Raw genomic sequence first — 21,060 nt, 5'->3', positions numbered from 1 at the left:
CCGGTCGATCCGCCGAGTTCGTCCAATCAGTTTGAAGCGAGCGCGGCAGCCGCATATTGCGGGTCCACGAAGTTCGCGTAGCTGGACTTCACCGCTGTAATTTTCTTCTGGTCCTTCAGAAAAGTAGCCGTGTCTTTTAAAGTCTTCGCAACGCCGCTTTGGTCGCCAGCACCGAGCCAGGATGCCGTGACTTGCTGATTAAGAGGCACGACGACCGTTGAGTTCAACCAAGCCGCATTTTCCTCAGGTGTGCCACCCTGCAGCTTTGCGATTGCTTTAATATTGTCGGAGGCAGCATCCCAGTTTTTGGGATTGCTTGCGAAATCAACGTAATACCTATCGATCAGACCGACATATTTCGTCAGAAATTCAGGATTCTGTTTGGCGAAGTCGCCGGTCACGACCAAGGCGCTGAAGACAGGTGCTCCGCGCTTTGACACCTCGCCCGATGTGACGAGAACTTTTCCGTCCTTCTTCAGCTCGCTCAGCGCCGGGTCCCAGACGAAAGCGCCGTCAATGTCACCTCGTTTCCAGGCGGCAACAATTTGCGGCTGCGGCATGGCGATGACCTGCGCATCCTTCTCGCTCACACCCTCCTGCTTCAAATAAGCCAGCAATTGGTAGTGATCGGTCGATACCGGCGCAGCCGAGAATTTCTTCCCTTTGAGGTCAGCGGATGACTGTATCTGCGGCCTTACCACCAAGGCCTCGCTATCGCCCGCCCCAGCCGTGATGTAGATTCCCTTGACGTCGAGGTCCTTACTCGCCGAGGCAGCATAAGGGCTTGAGCCTACATCGCCCAGCTGAACATCGCCGGAAGCGATTGCCGCGAAGATATCGGCGCCGGAGTTGAAGCGCTTGAACTCAATGTTCCAGCCGGTCTGCTTTGCGAGCTCGCCGTTGGCAATTCCAACGAGATACGGCACCGCACCTGTTTGATAGGCAATGACGACCTTCTTTTCGTCAGCAGCCTGAACCGCAGACACTGTGGAAAGAGCCAACCCGAGAGTCACCATCAGGGTTTTGAATTGCATGACTTGTCCCTCAACCTTTGCCGTCAGCCACCTTGGCGACGCTTGTTGAAAGACTGGCAGTAAAACTACTAAATCAGTAGATTTTATTTTCTAATTATCTTGCTCATGAGAGAAGGTTTAGCGTCGTGCGCGGTTATCTTGAGCAGGCAACTAACGCGCTTTGCTGAAATTATGCTCGGAGGATGCTTCACCATTCCGCTTGAAGGTTCATAAGAATAGCTCGCCTTGGCAGTCCTTGCTCTTCGAAATTTTCCGTCGAATCTGACACTTCTTATAGGACGTTCCGCACAAGGTGGGCCGCGGGTGAGGGTCTTCCGACATAGTATCCTTGGATTTGGTGGATACCGTATTGCTGCATCAGCTTTTGATGCTCGTTCGTCTCGACTCCCTCGACGAGTATCCGCGCCCCACGATTACGCAGGAGGCTGATGATGTCGAGCAAAAGCCTTCGACCCCTTTCCGTCTGCGCGTCGTGGAGGAAGGAGCGATCGATCTTGACCGTGTCGAACTCAATCAGGCGAAGCCAGGATAATCCGGCAAAGCCGGTCCCGAAGTCATCGAGCCAGACCTGAGCGCCCAATCGTTTCAAATCGCTGATGCAGCGAACCACATCCTGATCGATCTCAAGTTCGACGCCCTCGGTGATTTCAAACGCGAGGCGCGAGCCGACGAGGTGAAACTCCGCCAGCGTTGCCGCAACATAGCTGGCAAAGCCAGGCATCTTGAACTCGATCGGAGATACGTTGACGCTCACCACCTCCACCATACCGGTTGCCAGGAGGTCACGGCAAACGGTCCGCACTGCCCAGCGGCCGAGTTGCACGATCATCCCGGTTCTTTCCGCGATGGGTATGAACGTGTCGGGGGGAACTAAGGTGCCGTCCAACATCTTCAGACGCATGAGAGCTTCGACAGCATCGGTATTACCAGTCTGGACGTTTCGGATCGGCTGGTAGACAAGAGAGACAAGTTGACGTTCAAGCGCGATCTTGAGTGTGGCGGCAATATCTTCGCTCTCGTCCCGCTCTACGAGTTCGTCCGGATTGTAGACAACAAATGTATCGCGACCAGCTGCCTTGGCGGCATAAAGCGCGCGATCGGCTTCGTGAACGACCTTATCGACCTGCCGGATCCCATCTCGCGTGTAAGACACGCCGACACTGACGGTCAGAACGCTCGTACCATCTCGCCTGTGCTCATGGGGCCAAGCAAGCTCGCGGACCGCCGCGCAGATCGCCCTTGCAATCTCAGACATGCCCTGCGGGTTTCTCATTCGCATGAGGACGATAAATTCTTCTCCGCCATAGCGGCCGATCACAGCATCGAAGGCCCGGACAACATCTTGAAGACGTTGGGCGACGGCGATCAGGCTTTGATCGCCCTCCTGATGGCCATAACAGTCGTTATAATGCTTAAAATGGTCCACATCGATGAGCAGGACGGCAAAGGGCACGTCATGATCTTGCCAGCGGTTCCAATGGTCACGCAGGCGCTCGTCTATTGCCCGCCGATTTTCGAGGCCAGTGAGCGAGTCCGTGTTGGAAAGAAGTAAGAGAGCCTTGCCTCTTTCTTCTGCGGCAGCCTGCTGCATGTTCGCTTCAAGGGCATTGAGAAAGACCTTATAGCGCTCCCTGTTCAGCTGCAGGTTCACATAGGCAGTGAAAATGAAGCAGGAGATGCAAAAGGCTCCGAAAATCAGCTTGTGCAGGGGCAACATCGGCACGAAGAGGGAAAGCGCGCCGATGAAGATCAGCATGTTCGTTGCCGATGCGACGACGGCAACGGGAAATCGAAAGCTGAAGAACAAATTGACGCTCATCATGAAGATGGCGCCAAAAACCATGTAGTAGGAAAAAGCATCTCGATAGACGGTCATTTGGCCGGTGACGAGCCAGACCACATATGCCGCCAAGACGGATGCTGCAGCAGCTATATCAACGACATCAGCCTTGGCCCTGCGATAAAGCAATACTTCCTGCAAGAGGAGCGCGAGGATGCCAACGATGAAACGACCAGCGACGGTATATTTGGCGACATCGCCGATAAAGAGATAGTCCGTGACAGAATAGGCAAGATATACCGCCACAGCAGTACGCAGACCGCTCCGGGTCGCGCTTTTGCGGCCTTCTTCGCTTTCTTGCTTGTAGAGACTACGCAACTGCTCTGGAGTCAGCGTCATGCTAGCGACTGTAGTCTCGGCTAACATGCGCATCATGCCCCTGTCACCCAACTTATTGTAGCAATCGCACTGCGCAGACCGCCAGAACCAGGGAGATATCGCGGTACCGGCCACTGTTCAACCAGTAACGCCAAAGCGGGCGTGAACCTCTCGTTTGTTTCTGTAGATGTTACTAATATTTTATAAATCTCACGTTGAAATTTTTTAATCGGTGGCGCTTGACGTTAATTGGATTCGAAAAGATTTTAATAAATGTTTAAAATCTTTTACAACCAATGAGGTATCCGTGGCCCGCCCCCAGTTCTCTCCCGACGGTTATAGTTTGATTATGCCGCAGTCCGTCAACGAAGAGTTATTTTCCTCAGATCAAGACAACGACGACCATCTCCCAACTGCCGAAGCAGAGTTCGTCATCGTCATCAATATTGCCATGCAACGCTTAGAAACAGGTAAAGATAAGCCTGAAGTGGTTGAATGGCTTATATCGCAACTTCATCAGATAAGGCACAAGTTTGGTCCGCTTGTCTGGCGCAAGCTCATCCCGATCATCCAAGCGCACTCTTCAGCGCAAATCCTTCAGCAATGCCCATTCACGCGTTGGTCCTTTGAAAAGCCGAGAGGCTATTCTGGCGATGCCAGCTTGATCGACTTCATATACGGACATCCTGCCGTTGCAGCCCAAGTCGCCAGCTCGACGCAACTTGGGCTTTCCATCTTTGAGCATACGATCAATGCACCCGGTCCCGTCGCGGTGCGCGAGAGACGGGACATTCTGACGACATACGTCGATAAGGTAGCAGAGATGAAAGGAACGGAAACCGAAGTCCTTGCAATCGCAGCGGGTCATCTAAGAGAGGCCGAAAAATCGCAAGCACTTGCCGAGGGCCGACTGAAAAGATGGGTCGCTCTGGATCAAGACCCCCAAAGCCTCGGCTCGATCACCTCTCAATTTCGCGATACCTCGGTCGAGGCAATCGACGGTTCAGTGCGGGGCCTGCTGGCGCATCGATATGAGCTCGGAACGTTTGATCTCGTCTATGCTGCGGGCCTCTACGATTATCTGAGTGACAAGGTCGCTGTTCGCCTCACTGAAATCTGCCTTGATATGCTGAAGCCCGGCGGCGTCTTCCTCTTCGCCAACTTCTCAGACGAAATGGTCGACGATGGGTACATGGAGTCATATATGAATTGGGAGCTCCTGCAGCGTTCGGAAGCCGACATGTTGCGCCTGGCTGACAGCGCTTCAGCAGGGCAAAAGGTCGAAACGACGGTCTGGTTCGGGAGCAACAGGAACATCCTGTACTGCACCATCAAAAAATTAGGATAGGACCTGTCGTTTCGCTGAAGCCGGAGCGTTCTGGATCGGCGGTACCAATGCCGCCAAAACGGGAAACCGAACGCCTAATCCCCTAAAAGGCTGAAAAGCGACGCCTTGGGATTTAACTGATATTGGCTCGCAGACCGTCTCTGCGAGCTTTCTCCGGTTATAAAGAAGAACCCACGGGTCTGAGACCCTACGTGAGCAGGCGGCGTGGGGAAATCGCTTGTCGCCGCATGAAAGACTTAGGCGCCGGCCGAGCAAAGACCCGACTTTGCGTTAAAGCCAAGAACGATTGTCCGCTCCTGCCTGACAGCCATAGGGCGGCAACATTTGACCAAACGTGCTTTGCAACTGGCTGCAGCCCCACTTGCGTATCGGTGTTGGCATGCGGCTGTTCAATTCGATGCCGACTTCATCATATGGGCTCTGCGTATTGGTCACGTAACGATACCAGCGAAAACCACAGGTCGCGACAACCGCGATCGCGATGATGAACAAGAACTTCAGAATTTTCATAGGCATCCCTTTGTGATTCATGCGGTATCGCTAGAAACACATTGAGCGTGCCCTGTGAAGCGTTTGTGTTGCCCGTCCATAAGTTTCAGCGAGCTGTAAGCGTCAATCCAGAGCTCGCTTCACGTGTGTGTTTCTAATGAACGATCCCTCGATCCTCATTCCAGAAGACTTGAAAAATCGTCTTCAACTCTGCTGGATCTTGCGAAAGAATGTAAGCTTCGGTGCCGCGACGTTCATAGCTACGATGTAGGGCGATGACAGTCGGTATTCCCAAAGCTCCAAAGGCCTCGATAGCATCAAGCATCATACTGGGATTGCTTCTGATATCGATGATGGTCCCAAGGATTGGACCCGCACCGGCAATCACATCGCGAAAGCTTTCGATATCGTGGGGTGGCGACAACATGACGCCGAGTTGGGTGGCGGCACCGATGATCTCCTGGGAAACATAGTCCGACAAGCCAAAGGTGATTACCTGATAGTCCATTCATCGCTTCCGTAAACGCTCATCTCGGTTTGAACCGATGGGCGTTGCCATGTTCAAGCGACCGAACCAAAGTTGGATTGCCCGGAAGACAGCTCTTTTGCCGATCCAGACTCCTTTTCATCGGCAGGGCGCCTGCACCTTATCTAAGACAGCCGCTCCCAAAAGACAGGTTGCATTTGCCTCCACGCGCGAAACTTCGTTTAGGTCTCGCGCAAAAGCGCAGCTCTGGCAGATTGTTGTGAACAGGTTGTTTAGCCTGCTCTCGTTATATGGCATCAGGCCGACAGGGGAGAAGGTACGCGGCAAGGGGACACGCGTGCTGTCGTGCTGAGCACAGGGCCTCGACGTCTATCGTGCCGCCGGCTAAGGCATCTGCGACATGCGATTATGGCTTATCACTCAAGGATAGTGACCGGGCGGTCCCATTGGATCAACACAACGCATCCCGTCTTGCTCCATACAGAATGTTCGGTGCCTGGCGCGTTGACGACATAACTGCCGCGGGGATAATCACCGCTTTCGTCAGACTGAACCCCATCCAGAACGAGTATCGTTTCCAAGCCTTCGTGACGGTGGCGCGGGACAGACGCGCCAGGCTCGTATTTCAAAAGGGCGACACCCGGTTGATCATCTAAGAACTGACGGATCCAATGGATCGTCACGTTTCCCCGAAAGGCCGTAAATTCAAGTGTCTTCCAGCCATCTGCGAGAAGCGAGTGATAAGTCGTTTCAGGCAAGGGAAATTCCTTTCAGTATATCGTCGAGACGGGCCGTCCAGCCGACAATCCCGCCCTGCGCGCGGATCATGGCAATCGTCGCGGCTTTGAATTCCGGAAAATAGCTTTCTGTCGCCTCCTCCGCGAGCAAGCACTCATAGCCGCGGTCGTTCGCTTCTCTCATCGTCGTTTGAACGCAAACTTCCGTGGTAACACCGGCAAAGACGAGTTGCCTTATGCCGCGGGCTTGGAGGATCCTGTCGAGCTCTGTGGCGTAGAAGGCGCCTTTGCCCGGCTTTTCGATCACGACCTCGCCCGGGGTCGGTGACAATTCAGGAAGGATCGCTGTGCCCGGCTCACCCGCAATGAGAATACGGCCCATAGGACCTTCATCGCCGATCCTCAATCTTGGGTTTCCTCGATCGCGCTTGGCTAAGGGCAAATCGGACAGATCGGGCCGATGACATTCCATCGTGTGGATCACAGGAAGTCCAGCTGCACGAAAACCTTCTATCAAACGCTTGACGTCGGGCACAATCCTGCCGATGCGGCTCACATCGTTGCCAAGACTGGCCCCAAATCCTCCTGGCTCGGCAAAGTCGCGTTGCATATCGATAACGATCAGAGCGAGCGCCTCCGCCTTTGCCGCGAAAGGGAAGGGGGCTGCATTGATGTTAATGACACTCGTTTCCATCAATGATGTCCGGCCATATGAGATCCAATGACGCCTATGTCGGCGCCGCGCGCCGGGGTCTCATAGACAAGTTTGCCTTCCGAGATCACCATAATGCGATCAGACATTTCCAAAAGCTCGTCGAGATCTTCCGAAATAAGCAGCACCGCCGTGCCAGCGTTGCGTGCCCTCATAATCCGGGCGCGGATCTCTGCGACGGCCGAAAAATCGAGGCCGAAGCACGGATTGGACACGATTAGAAGATCAACTTCACCAGTGAGTTCGCGGGCCAGAACGGCACGCTGGACATTGCCTCCCGACAGGGCGGCGATCGGCGAGGAGGAAGAGGCTGTTTTGACCTTGAAGTCGGAAATCAATGCGCTTGCTCGCGATTTCATTCGGGACTTCGACAGCCAAATCGCATCCTTGCCGTCCGCGTTCAGATCGAAAGTCCGAAAGGCAAGATTTTCGCTCACCGTCATATTCGGCGCACATGCGTTATGAAGCGGTTCTTCCGGAATGAAACGAACATGGTTCCGGCGTGTTTCTTGACGCGTGGCGCCGTAGGGCACGTCGTTTACAAGCACATGTCCGGCTTTCGTCGGTCTTTGGCCAGCCAAAATCTCGGCAAGTTCTTTCTGGCCATTTCCCGAGATACCGGCAATTCCCACGATCTCACCAGCATGGACCGCAAGATTTTCGATCTCGATTGTTCTTAATCCGGAGCGATCGGCAGCTTTTACTCCTCGCACCTCGAGGACACGGCGCTTTTCCTGCGGCACCGCCTTGCGGCTATCGATTTCCGCAAGCTTCACGTCGCCAATCATAAAGGAGGCCATGTCCGCGGTTGAAAGCTCGCTGACCTTACCTTTGCCAACCAGCTTTCCACGTCGAAGAATGGAGACGGTATCGGCGAATTTCGTCACCTCGGGAAATTTGTGGCTGATCATAAGGACCGTCAGTTGCCCGGCGTTTGTCATGCCGCGGACTAAACCCAACATCTCATCGGCTTCTGCAGGCGTCAGAACTGAGGTCGGCTCGTCAAGCACAAGAAAAGATCTGCCGAGATAGAGCTGCTTGAGAATTTCGAGCTTCTGCTTTTCGCCGGCGGCAAGTTCGGACACCGGCCGATCGAGCGGAATCTTGAATGGCATTCTTTCCATGAACGAGGCGAGATCCTTGCGCTCTTTCGTCCAGTCGATGACCGTCGGAACATCCGTCCGGCTGATGACAAGATTTTCGGCGCCGGTCAGCGACGGGACCAGCGTAAAATGCTGATAGACCATGCCTAGTCCATAAAGAGCAGCATCGCGCGGCGAGCCGATGACAACTTCCTTGCCATCCACCGAAAGCGAACCGGATGTTGGCTGATAAAAGCCCATGATGCATTTGACGAGCGTCGACTTTCCAGCACCGTTTTCGCCAAGCAGCGCATGAAACGAACCAGCCGCCACCTCAATGGAGACATCATCGAGTGCCGTGAATGAGCCAAACTGCATCGTCATTCCGTGCGTTTCGATACCAACGGCCTTACCAGCCTGGGGAAGCGGCGTATCGCGGATGACATTCACAGCAGATCGCTTCATGGCAATTGGCTCGCGACTGTCTTTGAGTTCGAAACCGCGCCGAACACGCCGCCCTGCATCTTCACCATTTTTATCGCTGCCAGATGGTTGCCGTAGTCCGTCGCCCCACAGCAATCTTCAAGAAGAAGGCATTCAAATCCGCGGTCATTCGCCTCGCGCATGGTCGTGGACACGCATACATCGGTGGTTATGCCCGTCAAGATAAGGTTTTCGATCCGCTTTTGATGAAGGATAAGCTCGAGATCGGTCGCACAGAACGATCCCTTGCCAGGCTTATCGATGATCGTTTCCCCCTCGATCGGGTAAAGATCTGGAATGATATCCCATCCCGGTTCTCCACGGGTGAGAATGCGCCCGCAGGGGCCGGGATCGCCGATGCCCGCACCGATACGCTGTGAGCGCCAACGTTTATTCGCGGGCAGATCGGCCAAATCGGGACGATGCCCTTCGCGCGTATGAATGATGTGGTAGCCCTTGGCACGCATGGTGGCCAAGAGCGCCTTGATCGGTTCTATCGGAGCCTGAACGAGCGAGAGGTCGTAGCCCATGTGATCGACATATCCGCCCTTACCACAGAAGTCCGTCTGCATATCGATGATGATGAGTGCTGTGTTCTCTGGGCGTAGATCGCCGTTATAGGGCCAGGAATAGGGATCGGCATCCACGTAATGACCTTTGGTATTCGTCATCGCATCCATTTGTTTGCTCCTATTCCGCGGCAGGCTTCAAAACTTGCCCGTACCGCCGGGTCGGGCGCTCGAACCCGCAGGACGTGCCGTCGGTGACCTTGATTTGATCTTCCCACGGAAGCTTGTATTCGCCGGCAATCAGGTCGTGCATGTAGGTGTAAGGAGCATCGCCCGCGCCGCCCTCGACGGCGACATAGCCGCGATGGCCGAACTGGTAGATGTTGTTTTCGACGCCCCAGCCAATACGAGCCTCGCGAACCAAGTCGGGGCGCACTTCAGCCGTGATGATCTCGTTGACACGCCCTGAGGTTCCATGGGCGATGATCGAACCGTCGAAATTGCAGATCATGCCTTCGCCCATGCTGTCGAAGGTCCCATCCGTGCCGCACATGCACACACTGGCCGTCACCATCAGGTTACAAAAGGCGTTGGATTGGTTGGTAAATTTCCAGCTTTCCCGTATGGGCGCCGTATATCCAGCGGTGCGGATCATAATCTCTGCGCCCTTGTAGGCGCATTCGCGTGCCATTTCTGGAAACATCCCGTCGTGGCAGATGATCAGCGCAAGCTTTGCACCCTTGGGCCCGTTGATGACGGGTATCCCGATATTGCCTGGTTCCCAAGGCTCCACCGGAACCCAAGGGTGCATCTTCCGGTAATAGAGCTTCAGTTCTCCCTGGTCGTCGATGATCAGACCTGAATTATATGGCATGCCATCGGGATTGGCCTCCATGATCGAAAAACAACCCCAGATCCGGTTGTCCTTACAGGCCTTTTTGAAGGCTGCGACTTCTAGACCTTCCAGCGAGCACATGATCTCCGGATTGATATCCATGGAAAGACCGTGAAGGGCATATTCGGGAAAAACGACGAGATCCATGCCGGGCTGATTGCGTCGTGCCTTGCCGACAAGATCCACAATCACCTGTGTCTGTCTCGCAAGATCCTGTTTTGTGACTGTGACAGGAAGCTGAAGTTGAACGAGGCCTATGCCAACGCCATGCTCCGATTTGTTGAGACCGCCAAGTCCGTTCATGTGAAGTCTCCCTTACTTCGTGAGTGAGAGTGTGCCGGGCGCACCGGCGAGCGATCGGTTGGGCGAGGAGGTTGCGATCAAGATCGCCAGCGTGAGCACATAAGGAGCTGCGTAGAACAGATAATAACCTTGTGTGACACCAACAGATTGCAGTGCCGGTCCAAGTGCTCCTGCGCCTCCGAAGAGAAGAGCCGCTAGAAAACAACCGATCGGATTCCAGCGTGCGAAGATCACCAGGGCAACCGCCATCAACCCTTGTCCGGAAGAAATTCGCTCATTCCATGAGCCTGGATAATATAAGGAAAGATAGGCACCGCCTATTGCCGCGAGCGCCCCGCCCACCGCAGTTGCAAGCAGACGTACGAGGTCGGGGTTGATGCCCATAGCGCGCGCTGCGTCCGTGCTGTCACCGACCACGCGCAGGATAAGGCCGACCTTCGTGTTTCGGAACGCCCATGCAAGAAAGACTGCCAATGCCGCACCGATGAAGAACAGGATGTTGATATTCAGCGCTGCCTGCACCTGCGGACTGCTGGACCAGGATCCCAGCGGAATGGACGCCAGTTTCGGTGCCGCGGGTTGAATGAAAGATTTCCCGAGGAAGAACGCGAGGCCGAGCCCGAATTGCATCATTGCAATCCCGATTGCGATGTCGTTGACCTTCGGAAATTTGCAGATCCAGCCGTGAACGAGCCCGAAGATCGTGCCCGTTGCCATCGCCGCAAGAACACCAAGCATCGGCGAACCAGTGATGACCGCCGTCGCATAGGCGGTCATGGCGCCGAAGACCAAGGTGCCCTCAAGGCCGAGATTGATGCGGCCCGAGCGCTCGGTAATCGTTTCGCCGAGCGAAACGAAAATGAAGGGCGTCGACACGCGGATTGCACCGGCAAAGATAGCAAGCGGCACGCCCCAAAGGCCCAATCCACTATCCATCAGGCGCTCCTTTTCCACAGATCCGGGTTGAAGACTTTAAAGCGGCCGTAGAGCGTTTCGCAGAACAGGATAACGATGAAGAGCGTACCTTGAAGCACCAGGACAGTCGCGTCGGGAAGTCCCATGCGACGCTGGATAAGACCGCCAGCCGCATCGATGCCACCGAGCAGAATTGCCACGGGAATGATTGCCAACGGATTGTGCCGAGCAAGAAACGAAACGAGGATCCCGGTATACCCGTAGCCCGCGGCAAGCGAGGCGTTCGCGCTGCCTTGAACAGCGGACACTTCGACCATGCCGGCAAGGCCTGCAAAACTACCGGCGAGTGCCGTGAAACCAACGATCAGTTTGCCGACCGGCAGCCCTTGGATTTGCGCCGCCCGGATATTTCCCCCAGCCACGCGGGCAGCAAACCCGTAGCTTGTCATTTCGATGAGTATCCACGACAGGATGCAGGCAATGAGCCCGATGACCAAGCCCCAGTGGACGTCCATGCCAGGGATGTTGCCCATCATATAGTCAGCCGGTAGCGGCCGGGTCGAGGGCTTGTTAAGACTTGCGGGGTCGCGCAGCACGCCCTCAACGAACTGGTTCATGAGCGCGATGGCGATATAGGCAAGAAGAAGAGACGAGATTGTCTCGTTGACGCCTCGGTACTGGCGCAGAAATCCGGCAAAGCCGATCCATATGGCGCCGACCAGGATGGAAGCAAGCGCCATCACCGCGAGCACGGCATAGGGCGAAACAACATTGACGAAGGGCATTGCCGCCGCTGCTGCAGCGGTGCCGCCGAGCACCACCGCACCTTCTCCGCCAATAATGACCAGTCCAAGACGCGCAGGGAGCGCGACGCAAAGCCCCGTCAGCAACAGCGGTGCTGCGCGCGACAGACTGTTCTGAATTGAAAACCAGCTGCCAAAGCCGCCGGTATACATCAACTGAAAGAGGGTGAGTGGTGACTTGCCGAGTGTCAGGATAAATAAGGAGAAGAGAGAAAGGCCAATCAAAACGGAAACGAGGATGATGACGACAGGCTCGGACCGTCTCGCCATCCATTCCAGCAACGGCCTCAATGAGGGGTTGCCTTTTACGGCCACGGAAACTTCGCGGCTATTTGCTTCGATCGTCATGACCTCTTCTCCCTTATGTTATCTTTAGGAGGTCGATCCGACCACTCCCTCAACCAGATAGGCCATGCTCTCAAGGTCGATCGCGTCTTCCGGATAGGCTTTGCCTTCCGGAATGACCGTGTTGCCCTTGTTGTCTTTGAGCGGCCCCTTGAAGACGGAAAGTTTTCCTGCCATGGCTTCGGCGAGCGTGGCATCGAATTTTGCTCGTGATTGTTCCGACACGGCCGGTCCAAGAGGGCTCATCTTGACGAAGCCGTCCTTCAAGCCACCGCGGACGAAGTTGCCGAGCTTTTCGCCGTTCTGAGCAGCCTTCACGAAGTTCGTGTAAACATTGCCCCAAGCCCACTCGGCACCCGTCAAATACTTATCTTTCGCAAGGGCGCTCTGGTTGGCGTGATAGCCGCAGACATAGGCACCGCGTCCGGAAGCGGTCTCAGCGACGACCTTTGGACTGTCCACATGGCACGTGATGACATCGGCGCCCTGGTCAATAAGCGCGTTCGTCGCTTCAGCTTCCTTGACGGCAAGGGACCATTCACCGGTAAAGATGACCTGGCAGGTAATCGCCGGATCGACCGAGCGCGCACCAAGCAGGAAGGCATTGATGTTCTGCAGGACCTGCGGGATGGGCTTCGCGGCGACGAAACCGATCTTCTTGGTCTTGGAAGCATATCCGGCCGTGATGCCGTTCAAGAACTGACCCTGATGAATATAGCCGAAATACGAGCCGGTATTCATCGGGTGCTTGCCTTGCGTCCACAGGCCGCCGCAGTGACGAAACTCGATCTTCGGATATTTGGCCGCCATCGCGAGCATATGCGGATCGAAATAGCCAAACGAGGTTGGGAAGAGCAGCGTCGCGCCGTCGAGGTTGATCATCGACTCCATGGTTTTCTGGACGTCGACCGTTTCGGGGACATTTTCTTCTTCTACGACCGTGACGCCCGGCATTGCCTTTACCACGGCAGCGCCTTCGGCATGTGCCTGGTTGTAGCCATAGTCATCCTTTGGCCCCACATAAATGAAGCCAACGGTAATCGCCGTCTCAGCCGCAGCAGGGGAAACCAGAAGACCAGAGGCCAGCGTGGTCATTGCACCGGCAGCAGACGCTTGTAAAAAATGGCGGCGGTTCATTGGAAGGAGTTTGGTCATCGGATTGCTCCTAGCGGCGCAAGGCCGTGCTCGAATGGGTTACGCAAATGTTAAAGCAATGTGCATGCCAGACCGCAAACGGTTGAATTTACGTCTCTTTCCAAAATGGAATATGCTTACCTTCAAAACTGCATACAGTTTTAAAGCAGTGCGATGAAATTTTGTGCAGCTTCCTGTGTGCGGTCGCTGCGCTTGGATTGTGCTTTTGGAAGTGGCGTACAACCGGGTTTGACTTCAAAACGTGGGAAAGGCATTTGTAGAGAAGAATCCAGAAAATAGCGTTGGGCAGAAGTGAAGCAGTCGGGCCAAAAGCAGGTTTTACGACCAGGAACCACTGTAGAGCAGATGGTCCGGGCCGTGGCCGACATGATCATCACCGGCGCTATGGTCCCAGGCGAAAAGCTGGATGAAATTTCCCTGGCAGCAAAGTTTGCAGTCTCGCGCACGCCTGTGCGAGAAGCCCTACGTGAGTTGTGCGCGATGGGGCTGGTCGAGCGTGAACCTAACCGAAGCGCGGTCGTCACAAATGTCAGCGAATTGCACTTACACTCAATGTTTGAGGCAATGGCCGAGTTGGAGGCTATGTGCGCCAGACTTTCCGCCGAGCGCATGACGATCGCCGAGCGGCAGCTGCTGCAGCGGGAACATTACGATTCGCTTGCCCTTGTTCGGTCCGGAGCGGCTGAAGATTACGCCGCCTATAACACCGTTTTCCACACCCGCATCTACCGGGGTGCTCGCAACGATCACATCTTCGACATGGTAACGCAAACGAGAGCGCGGCTTGCTCCTTTTAGACGCGCTCAGTTCAGGCTACCGACGCGCCTCGCCAGATCCTATGAGGAGCACGACGAGATTGTAGACGCTATCTTAAGGGCGGATCCAATGGCTGCCGGCCAGGCGGCCTATGCACATGTGACAATCGTCAGCGATGCCAGCACCGTCTTTGCCGCGCACGACAAGTTGGGTCGCAAGAACTAGTTGCTCATCTTGCATCGAGACAGGTGCGCGACGTGCTCATTCCGCTTTCAAAGCGGCTGAGCTGCCGTCCCAGCGATCGTTGGCGCTAGGCTTTTCCCATTGTACCCCCGCGGCCTCTGATGCCCCTCCTGCCGTTTTCTGACACTCGTGCGGTCTATGAAGAGGGCACCTGCATCATTGGTACGAATGGAAGGAAGAACGCATGGTTTCATTATCACCTGTCGCCCTCGACGCTTTTTTGAGCGATAAGGACACGTCGCCGATCATAATGGTCAATCTTCTTCGTTTCCAGCCCGACGGTGGCCGGGCGCGGTATTTTGACTATCTCGATCTGGCCAAGCCTATTCTAGCAAGGTTTGGGGCGAAGATCCTGTTGGGCGGTGACGCTTTGGCCCTGTTGACGCTAGGCGAGAAGGATGGTTGGGATGCTGTGCTTTTGGTTGAATATCCAGAGAGATCCGCATTCAAAGCCATGATCGGCGATCCCGAATATCAGCGGGCTTTTAAGGTCGGAGAAAGCGCACTGGCAGACATCATGCTGCAACCTGTCAAGCTGTTTGACAACCTGCAAGAAGCGGGATCCTCTGATGTCGATCGACTTCGGAACGCGGAGATGCTATCTTAAGCAACAATTCGGGCGGAGTTTAGAGCCGCTCGTTCGATGCTTTGCGTGAGCCTTTCTATAAGAGCGACCAGAGCTGGCTTATCGCTGCGCGCCCAGTATCACCATCTGCATATTCTCGTTTTCTTGGCCAACTGCGGCGATGACCACCCGCTCAATTTTCCTATGAGATTTTGATTTCTTCATCGGCGGCGACACATGGAAACGCTACGCGATCACGATCATTTTGCAGGTTAGCGATGTCATCTCTTGGATAAATGGAGCGCGAAGATGTATTTTCAGCTCAATGACGCGACCGCCGACATGCTGGCAAAGAGCCGGCGACGGGGCGATCTTTGTGATCTGCCGTTAAACCTGATCACATCTGAGGAAGAAGCTTATTATATCCAGTCGACAGCGCAGGACGCACTCGGCTTCGAACGCAAGGGCTATGCACTCGTCGGAACAAGCGAGGCTTCCCGCCGTACGCTCGGCCTCGACAAGCCGATCTACTCGGAAATCCCGGCCTTCGCGCTTTTGGCGGGAGTGCAGCAGTTCCGACTTCCTGCAGGAGCGATCGGCGCACAGTGCGAATTTGTTTTCACGATGCTGAGGCCCTTTCCTGACGAGGGAGAGCCGATCACGCTCGAGAGTGCGGCTGCGTCAATCCTTGGCTGTCGCCCGGCAATTGGAATTATCGGTCGGCGGAGCAGACATATCTATTCTGGCGATCATGCAGCGATCGCTGATTTCGGTCTGCATGTCGCTACCATTTGCGGTGAATATTATGCGGCTGCCGACGATCTCACTGATATTGACCTCACCGCCTTTCTTTTCAAAAGGACCGTCGTTTCCGGAAACTCCAGCTCCGTGATGGGGAACCCTTTGTCGGCACTCGTCTGGTTGGCAAAAGAGCTCCGGGCGACCGGAAAACGACTGGAGGCAAATGATGTCGTGGCGACAGGCTCTTGCACCACAATCCTTCAGGTCTTGCCTGGGCAACATCTTGCCGCTGACTTCGGCCCACTCGGCCAAGTCGAATGCGTTTTCTCCTAAAACCAAAATTACGTTGATCGAGACCTTGATTTATGCGCCCACAAAAGAAGCCTTTCGTCATTGAAATCAGAAAAAGAAGAAGCGCGTCCGTTGCCCTCCGGCCCGAAAGAACGCAAACCGCTTCGCCTTCCTCGAAAAGTCCAATTACAGCTAGCGGGACACTTTCTTTTCCGCGAATAAATAAGCCGTAATGGTGAGCCCGCGCATACCGCACGAGTACTTCATGCTACCACTGTGTTTCGATAAACCGGACGCAGGCATCGAGCCGGACTTCCTGATCGTCGGCCGCCAATAGATCGGCATAGCGGCGCGTCACGGGAGGATCTGGGGTATAGGAAAGTCTTGCTACAAATGTCAGCCATCCAGACCCACGTCATGCTGCGTCCTTTGGTCCCAATTGCGCCTTTTGAGGCAGTTCTCTGAAAGCCCATTTGGGAATGCTTTTGATGTGAATGAGGTTGAGATTGGTGAACTGAAACTGCGGGGTAGTAGAGCTCTTCTGGAAGACGCTTCGCGAACCCGCCTCGCATCGATTAAAGCGGTCACCTGTAGCGCGTTGAATCAGAGACCGAGACGTGTTGGACCCGATAGAACAACATATTGGCCATCTTTACGTTGGGGGTGGGCGCCAGGAGACGGAAATGAACGGCACTCCAGCAAGTTGGATCAAAGGCAACGACTGAAGAAAGCGTAACACCGTCTTCAACCTCATCTCTTGCAAGCTTTGTCAATCGCTTGCGGAATGCAGAGAGGTCAGTACCAGGCCCAATCTTCAAGACTTCACGGCTAGCAAAACGGGCCTTGGTAAGATCTCTCGAGATTTCTGATGCCAAGGGGACCCAAGTGGCGACCTGCGGTCGGCCGAAGGCGCTAGAAACGCTTGCAAAGCCTGGTCCGCACACAAAGTTGTTCAACCCAAGTGAATTTTCCCAAACGTAAAATGGCGCGTAAAGGTTGTCCTGCGCTGCGACTTCCGGATCATTCCTTTCAGCTATCAAATAGGCTTTTAGTGCAAGGTGCCCGAAGCCGTCTGTAAAGCTGCCCTTTTCGGCAATTCGGCGTCTAACGATATCCATGTCGTAATCGGCCGGTAGCGTGAAGCTATATTGCATTGCAAGCATTGCCTATCTCCTTTGGAGAATGTGAGACCGAGCGTTCTGGTCGGAGCGTTATTGATGACTGTCCGTTGATCGAAGGAAGCTCAGAACCGTCTTGGCGAAACGGTCGGATTGCTCCTGCTGAACCCAGTGACCGGCGCCTTCGACGAAATGGACGTTTTCTAGGTTTTCGCACACGGAGATGCGCATCCGCTCCAGCGCGCCGGGTTTGCGATAGGCACCCCAGTCTGCCACGCCTGAAATGAAGCAGGCTGGCACCTCAACCACGGATATCTGCATGCTCGGGGATGAGGGTGTGTCTAATCTCTGACATGGACGTCTCCTACGAAAAAATATGCTCGCTGCTGCAAACTGCTGCAGCGCCTCCCGTCATTTCTGGGGGCGACCTCGACCCTGGACGAGGCGTCAACCGTTCTCTCCTCAGCGCGAAGCCCTATTGCCCGGCGTTGTTCTTTTCATAGGAGGCAAGGCCGTTTCCAAAACTCCACTCATCGCGAGCGTTGGACGACAGAACGACGAGAACGTCTTCAGGGCGAAGAGCCGGATTGGCGACAAGCCGTTCTGTGATCGCCTTGTAGAGGGCCTTCTTCTTTGTCGTATCGCGCCAATTTCCGGCGACGATGTGAATTATGACGAGATCGTCGGTTCGTCTCACGCCAAGGTAGTTTTCATTATAGATGAAGTCCTCGCGCTCATGCTGATGGATCAGATGAAACTTGTCATCGGCTGGCGCGCCATAAGCTTCCATCAAGCCTGCATGGATGCCATCGACGATCGCACGGATATGCTCCCGTGATTTTCCTTTGATCAGCGAAATTCGAATGAGCGGCATTGTTATGCTCCAAGTTGGCTTTCGCGTCGCACCACCTCTTGTTGGTGAGGGTGAAAGCTTTGTTGCTCTTGACGATCCTTTTCTACCAAGCCAAATTACTTTCGAAAAATTGAAACTTTAAAACTTTCACTTTGGAAATTTCGAACTATGACAAGCAAAACAAATCTGGATATGGATGTTCTGCGCACCTTTGTGACCGGGTTCGAGCTCGGCAGTTTTGCCCGGGCCTCTGAACGGTTGGGGCGCTCGCAATCGGCGGTGAGCACGCAGCTGAAAAAGCTGGAGGAGCAGGTCGGGCAGCCCTTGTTGCGGAAGTCAGGAAGGGGGCTTGCTTTGACGACGGCCGGCGAAAGCATGCTGAGCTATGCCAAACGCATTCTCGAACTAAACGATGAGGCCATCGACCGTATTCGTATCGCGGATGTGGAGGGTTGGGTGCGGCTTGGATTGCCACAAGATTTTGCGGAAAATTGGTTGCCGGCGGTCTTGAACAAGTTTTCAAGGGCACATCCGAAAGTGCGGGTCGAGGTTCAGGTTGATCGAAGCGTTCCGATGATCGAGAAAACGATCAAAGGCGAACTTGACATCGCGCTTGTCTGGGGGGCCGCAGCGGGGACACCATATTCCCGCACGATCGGTGAATATCCCATACGCTGGATCGGTCCAGCAGGCTGGAAGGGCCTTGAGAGCCTGAGGGGCGAGCCAATCCCGCTTGCCGCGTTTGAGCCCCCTTGTGCCTTCCGCTCGGCGGCGGTGTCAGCCCTTGATCGGGCAGGGCTGCCATGGAGACTGGTTTTTACGAGCCCCAGTCTCGCAGGACTTTGGGCCGCAGCGGAAGGCAAACTGGGGATTACAGCTCGCACCGTCTTCTCAATGCCCGCCAATCTTGCGGTGATCGACACGCGTTCCAGCGGTCTGCCGGAATTGCCGACCGTTCCGCTGGCGCTTCATCATGCAGAGGCAGAGCCGCCGGTAGCAGTCTCTCGATTGACCGACATCTTGCTTGAAACAATTCAGGGGCAGAAAGTTCTGTGACGAGCGCTGGAGTCGCCTGTTTGTTCTTGGGCTTGCTGCTTTACAGCCCCTGGCGAGCTAGTGCCACAAAGATTGTATTGCCGCCAAAAGCGTCTTTGCATCTTGAAAAGGAGTCGGAAAAGTAGCTGCCATTACGACTGCAACGCAATGCATACCCTGACGTAACAAGTTCGCAACTTGAGAGGCTGAAGACTTTCACTTCTTTCCAGCACATGTCACGGGAAGCGGATCCGATATGCAGAATAATAACGCAGTCCTTCGCCCGCTCGGGGGCTTAGAAGAATTCTTTCATCTCTCGAAGGCAGCGCGCTCACACACTGTCGTTGTGGCTGCCCAACTGGATGGCGAGGTTCCGAAGTCTCGTTGGGCCACGGCGATCAGGGAGGTCACGAAGACTAACCCGGCTCTCCGGACAGAAATTCAGAAAGAGGGATCGAGGCGTCCCTATTTTCGATTGTCGAATGAGCCAAACGAAATCGAGGCAAGGATATTGCCTGATGACACAGATCTCACGAGCTTTATCAAGGATGAGTTGGAGACGCCGTTCGTTGATATAAATCGATTATGGCGGTTGGCAGTTTTCATTCATGAAGGCAAGACCGACGTCATCGTATCCGTTGATCATACCATCTTGGACGGTCTTGGCGTTTCGATGCTGATTGAAGATCTGCTAACAGCTGCTTCGGGGGAAACACCGAGGACGAGGCCAGGATTTATTCATTCCCACGACGAATATGTCGGCATTTCGCCAAATGACGATTACATGTCTCGTGATGAGGATGTCACAGAGGCTCAATCGGCCATGAACTCGCGTATTTCTCATGCGGCAGAACTTTCTGTCGAGCATGCGACCCTTGAGCCTAGCGACGTTTCAGCAATCTCAGCAAGGGCCAAAGCTAACGGCACCACAGTCCATGGCGCACTGACGGCTGCCCTTCTTGTGGCGGGAGCAACTCTTTCTGCACAATGGAAAAGTGAACCTGTCAATTACGTAAGCCCGGTCGATAACAGAAGTTTGGTCCATGTGCCGGATTATTTTGGACTGTTCATTACCTTCGCACTCGGACAATTTGATGCGTCTGCTGGGAAGCATTTCTGGGATATCGCTCGCCAAGTCCGAGAGGAGATTATCATTCAACGGACCTTGGAGCAGGCAAGCGGGATGTTTGAACATCTCCGCGAGGTCATGAAGTTCGAGGTGGCATCACAGGAGTGTCTGGCGCTCCTTCCTCCATGGGACCTGATGGTAACCAACTACGGCATCGTTCCCATACGTACCAATTATACGAGCTTTACCTTGAAAATGTTGACCCCGCATGTGATCAGTCGTCCATATGGTCAAACCGTTTCTGCTGCGACGGTCAATGGCGTTCTTCGCTTGTCCAACGTAAGCTATGCCCCGATCCCAAGCCTGCTTTCGCTTACGAAGAGTGTTCTTTTAACTCACGCTGCGGAGAATTGATGTGAGGCTCGGCACATTTAGCATAGCAATTCATTCAATCACGGACTTCGAAAGAGTGGTGAATCAACGCGATGCATAAGATGCCATTGACGGGCTCTTCTATGGCCCAATCCATCATGATGCTGTTTATGGCGGGTTGCTTTGCAACTGCTGACGCGGAAACGACTAAGGCTTATGTCTATCCTCTAAAAGAAGGGATCTATGTACAAGACGGCAGCGATTGTCGATCTGCCCCCAATGCTGCTATCCGGGCCTACGATGGCAGGGGAATAAGCGATCCTCACAGCAGAGCGTGCCGCGCTCGCATCATCTCAAAAGACGGAGACAGATATACGGTCGATCAATCTTGTCTCGATGCCGGAGCTGGTCCTGCAAAACGCGTGAGCGAACGTCAGACGATTATCATCGCTGATATGACCACGTTCCAACTTATCCAAGGCAGAGCGAAAACCAAATTTCGGTTTTGCCCGGAATCTTCACTTCCGGACGGCATATCTCCCCAGAGATAGATCCACCACAA

At 54.5% G+C, this 21,060-nt stretch carries 22 protein-coding genes; 7 read left to right on the top strand and 15 right to left on the bottom strand.

Annotation, left to right across the window (positions count from 1 at the left end; genetic code table 11):
• Positions 1-26 precede the first annotated feature (26 nt).
• Both VQ830_RS13110 and VQ830_RS13105 read right to left on the bottom strand, forming a co-directional pair.
• Complete coding sequence (locus VQ830_RS13110; protein WP_337268561.1) at positions 27-1,034, bottom strand: taurine ABC transporter substrate-binding protein; 1,008 nt, start codon at positions 1,032-1,034, stop codon at positions 27-29.
• Positions 1,035-1,305: 271 nt separating this feature from the next.
• Positions 1,306-3,213 carry a putative bifunctional diguanylate cyclase/phosphodiesterase gene (locus tag VQ830_RS13105; protein ID WP_337268560.1) on the bottom strand — a complete coding sequence of 636 codons (1,908 nt, stop codon included), beginning with the start codon at positions 3,211-3,213 and terminating at the stop codon, positions 1,306-1,308.
• Positions 3,214-3,499: 286 nt separating this feature from the next.
• Here VQ830_RS13105 and VQ830_RS13100 point away from each other — a divergent pair, with 286 nt between their 5' ends.
• Positions 3,500-4,540: a class I SAM-dependent methyltransferase gene (locus VQ830_RS13100; RefSeq protein WP_337268559.1), complete on the top strand. Its 1,041-nt coding sequence runs from the start codon at positions 3,500-3,502 to the stop codon at positions 4,538-4,540.
• 270 nt (positions 4,541-4,810) lie between these two features.
• Here VQ830_RS13100 and VQ830_RS13095 read toward each other — a convergent pair whose 3' ends face one another.
• The 10 genes from VQ830_RS13095 to VQ830_RS13050 form a co-directional block, all read right to left on the bottom strand.
• Complete coding sequence (locus VQ830_RS13095) at positions 4,811-5,050, bottom strand: hypothetical protein (protein WP_337268558.1); 240 nt, start codon at positions 5,048-5,050, stop codon at positions 4,811-4,813.
• A 133-nt stretch (positions 5,051-5,183) separates the two neighbouring features.
• Positions 5,184-5,537: a hypothetical protein gene (locus VQ830_RS13090; RefSeq protein ID WP_337268557.1), complete on the bottom strand. Its 354-nt coding sequence runs from the start codon at positions 5,535-5,537 to the stop codon at positions 5,184-5,186.
• A 395-nt stretch (positions 5,538-5,932) separates the two neighbouring features.
• Positions 5,933-6,274 (bottom strand): cupin domain-containing protein, encoded by a 342-nt coding sequence (locus VQ830_RS13085; RefSeq protein WP_337268556.1) that lies wholly within the window; start codon positions 6,272-6,274, stop codon positions 5,933-5,935.
• Positions 6,267-6,947, bottom strand: coding sequence for a cysteine hydrolase family protein (locus VQ830_RS13080; RefSeq protein ID WP_337268555.1), 681 nt, complete (start codon positions 6,945-6,947; stop codon positions 6,267-6,269). The genes VQ830_RS13085 and VQ830_RS13080 overlap by 8 nt, the downstream gene beginning before the upstream one ends.
• A complete protein-coding gene (locus VQ830_RS13075) occupies positions 6,947-8,497 on the bottom strand; it encodes an ABC transporter ATP-binding protein (RefSeq protein ID WP_337268610.1) in 1,551 nt (516 codons plus the stop codon). Before VQ830_RS13075 ends, VQ830_RS13080 begins: the two co-directional genes overlap by 1 nt.
• A gap of 11 nt (positions 8,498-8,508) precedes the next feature.
• The gene (gene biuH / locus VQ830_RS13070; protein ID WP_337268554.1) at positions 8,509-9,210 is read right to left on the bottom strand and encodes a biuret amidohydrolase; all 702 of its coding nucleotides are present in this window, start codon (positions 9,208-9,210) and stop codon (positions 8,509-8,511) included.
• 10 nt (positions 9,211-9,220) lie between these two features.
• Positions 9,221-10,237, bottom strand: a complete 1,017-nt coding sequence (locus tag VQ830_RS13065; RefSeq protein ID WP_337268553.1) for a formamidase — start codon at positions 10,235-10,237, stop codon at positions 9,221-9,223.
• Between the two features lie 12 nt (positions 10,238-10,249).
• The gene (locus VQ830_RS13060; protein ID WP_438617846.1) at positions 10,250-11,173 is read right to left on the bottom strand and encodes an ABC transporter permease; all 924 of its coding nucleotides are present in this window, start codon (positions 11,171-11,173) and stop codon (positions 10,250-10,252) included.
• A complete protein-coding gene (locus VQ830_RS13055; RefSeq protein ID WP_337268552.1) occupies positions 11,173-12,303 on the bottom strand; it encodes an ABC transporter permease in 1,131 nt (376 codons plus the stop codon). Before VQ830_RS13055 ends, VQ830_RS13060 begins: the two co-directional genes overlap by 1 nt.
• Before the next feature lie 24 nt (positions 12,304-12,327).
• A complete protein-coding gene (locus VQ830_RS13050; protein WP_337268551.1) occupies positions 12,328-13,455 on the bottom strand; it encodes a BMP family ABC transporter substrate-binding protein in 1,128 nt (375 codons plus the stop codon).
• A gap of 345 nt (positions 13,456-13,800) precedes the next feature.
• On the opposite strand from VQ830_RS13050, the gene VQ830_RS13045 reads away from it, so the two are divergent.
• From VQ830_RS13045 to VQ830_RS13035, 3 genes are all read left to right on the top strand, one after another.
• Positions 13,801-14,436 (top strand): GntR family transcriptional regulator, encoded by a 636-nt coding sequence (locus VQ830_RS13045; RefSeq protein WP_438617843.1) that lies wholly within the window; start codon positions 13,801-13,803, stop codon positions 14,434-14,436.
• A gap of 202 nt (positions 14,437-14,638) precedes the next feature.
• Positions 14,639-15,061, top strand: a complete 423-nt coding sequence (locus VQ830_RS13040; protein WP_337268549.1) for a DUF1330 domain-containing protein — start codon at positions 14,639-14,641, stop codon at positions 15,059-15,061.
• Positions 15,062-15,328: 267 nt separating this feature from the next.
• Positions 15,329-16,093, top strand: a complete 765-nt coding sequence (locus VQ830_RS13035) for a 2-keto-4-pentenoate hydratase (protein WP_337268548.1) — start codon at positions 15,329-15,331, stop codon at positions 16,091-16,093.
• 542 nt (positions 16,094-16,635) lie between these two features.
• Here the strand turns inward: VQ830_RS13035 and VQ830_RS13030 are convergent.
• The 3 genes from VQ830_RS13030 to VQ830_RS13020 form a co-directional block, all read right to left on the bottom strand.
• Positions 16,636-17,214, bottom strand: coding sequence for a DUF4865 family protein (locus VQ830_RS13030; RefSeq protein WP_337268547.1), 579 nt, complete (start codon positions 17,212-17,214; stop codon positions 16,636-16,638).
• A gap of 48 nt (positions 17,215-17,262) precedes the next feature.
• Complete coding sequence (locus VQ830_RS13025; RefSeq protein ID WP_337268546.1) at positions 17,263-17,478, bottom strand: alpha/beta fold hydrolase; 216 nt, start codon at positions 17,476-17,478, stop codon at positions 17,263-17,265.
• A 166-nt stretch (positions 17,479-17,644) separates the two neighbouring features.
• Positions 17,645-18,043 (bottom strand): tautomerase family protein, encoded by a 399-nt coding sequence (locus tag VQ830_RS13020; protein ID WP_337268545.1) that lies wholly within the window; start codon positions 18,041-18,043, stop codon positions 17,645-17,647.
• Positions 18,044-18,190: 147 nt separating this feature from the next.
• Here VQ830_RS13020 and VQ830_RS13015 point away from each other — a divergent pair, with 147 nt between their 5' ends.
• From VQ830_RS13015 to VQ830_RS13005, 3 genes are all read left to right on the top strand, one after another.
• On the top strand, positions 18,191-19,078 hold the full coding sequence (locus VQ830_RS13015; protein ID WP_337268544.1) for a LysR substrate-binding domain-containing protein: 888 nt from the start codon (positions 18,191-18,193) through the stop codon (positions 19,076-19,078).
• 235 nt (positions 19,079-19,313) lie between these two features.
• Positions 19,314-20,540: a condensation domain-containing protein gene (locus tag VQ830_RS13010; protein WP_337268543.1), complete on the top strand. Its 1,227-nt coding sequence runs from the start codon at positions 19,314-19,316 to the stop codon at positions 20,538-20,540.
• 101 nt (positions 20,541-20,641) lie between these two features.
• Entirely contained in the window at positions 20,642-21,049 is a 408-nt protein-coding gene (locus VQ830_RS13005; protein ID WP_337268542.1) for a hypothetical protein, read from the top strand.
• Positions 21,050-21,060 lie beyond the last annotated feature (11 nt).

This window comes from Oryzifoliimicrobium ureilyticum, assembly GCF_037199735.1.
GTDB classification, from domain to species: Bacteria; Pseudomonadota; Alphaproteobacteria; order Rhizobiales; family Rhizobiaceae; genus Rhizobium; species Rhizobium ureilyticus.
The sequence above is the reverse complement of the archived record's forward strand: the minus strand, read 5'-3'. Positions and strand labels throughout refer to the sequence as shown.

Bases quoted from the DNA above. Each gene is read 5' to 3' on its own strand.
- VQ830_RS13110 (WP_337268561.1), bottom strand. From the start codon at position 1,034: ATGCAATTCAAAACCCTGATGGTGACTCTCGGGTTGGCTCTTTCCACA.
- VQ830_RS13105 (WP_337268560.1), bottom strand. From the start codon at position 3,213: ATGACGCTGACTCCAGAGCAGTTGCGTAGTCTCTACAAGCAAGAAAGC.
- VQ830_RS13095 (WP_337268558.1), bottom strand. From the start codon at position 5,050: ATGAAAATTCTGAAGTTCTTGTTCATCATCGCGATCGCGGTTGTCGCG.
- VQ830_RS13090 (WP_337268557.1), bottom strand. From the start codon at position 5,537: ATGGACTATCAGGTAATCACCTTTGGCTTGTCGGACTATGTTTCCCAG.
- VQ830_RS13080 (WP_337268555.1), bottom strand. From the start codon at position 6,947: ATGGAAACGAGTGTCATTAACATCAATGCAGCCCCCTTCCCTTTCGCG.
- biuH (WP_337268554.1), bottom strand. From the start codon at position 9,210: ATGGATGCGATGACGAATACCAAAGGTCATTACGTGGATGCCGATCCC.
- VQ830_RS13065 (WP_337268553.1), bottom strand. From the start codon at position 10,237: ATGAACGGACTTGGCGGTCTCAACAAATCGGAGCATGGCGTTGGCATA.
- VQ830_RS13060 (WP_438617846.1), bottom strand. From the start codon at position 11,173: ATGGATAGTGGATTGGGCCTTTGGGGCGTGCCGCTTGCTATCTTTGCC.
- VQ830_RS13055 (WP_337268552.1), bottom strand. From the start codon at position 12,303: ATGACGATCGAAGCAAATAGCCGCGAAGTTTCCGTGGCCGTAAAAGGC.
- VQ830_RS13050 (WP_337268551.1), bottom strand. From the start codon at position 13,455: ATGACCAAACTCCTTCCAATGAACCGCCGCCATTTTTTACAAGCGTCT.
- VQ830_RS13045 (WP_438617843.1), top strand. From the start codon at position 13,801: ATGGTCCGGGCCGTGGCCGACATGATCATCACCGGCGCTATGGTCCCA.
- VQ830_RS13040 (WP_337268549.1), top strand. From the start codon at position 14,639: ATGGTTTCATTATCACCTGTCGCCCTCGACGCTTTTTTGAGCGATAAG.
- VQ830_RS13035 (WP_337268548.1), top strand. From the start codon at position 15,329: ATGTATTTTCAGCTCAATGACGCGACCGCCGACATGCTGGCAAAGAGC.
- VQ830_RS13030 (WP_337268547.1), bottom strand. From the start codon at position 17,214: ATGCTTGCAATGCAATATAGCTTCACGCTACCGGCCGATTACGACATG.
- VQ830_RS13020 (WP_337268545.1), bottom strand. From the start codon at position 18,043: ATGCCGCTCATTCGAATTTCGCTGATCAAAGGAAAATCACGGGAGCAT.
- VQ830_RS13015 (WP_337268544.1), top strand. From the start codon at position 18,191: ATGACAAGCAAAACAAATCTGGATATGGATGTTCTGCGCACCTTTGTG.
- VQ830_RS13010 (WP_337268543.1), top strand. From the start codon at position 19,314: ATGCAGAATAATAACGCAGTCCTTCGCCCGCTCGGGGGCTTAGAAGAA.
- VQ830_RS13005 (WP_337268542.1), top strand. From the start codon at position 20,642: ATGGCCCAATCCATCATGATGCTGTTTATGGCGGGTTGCTTTGCAACT.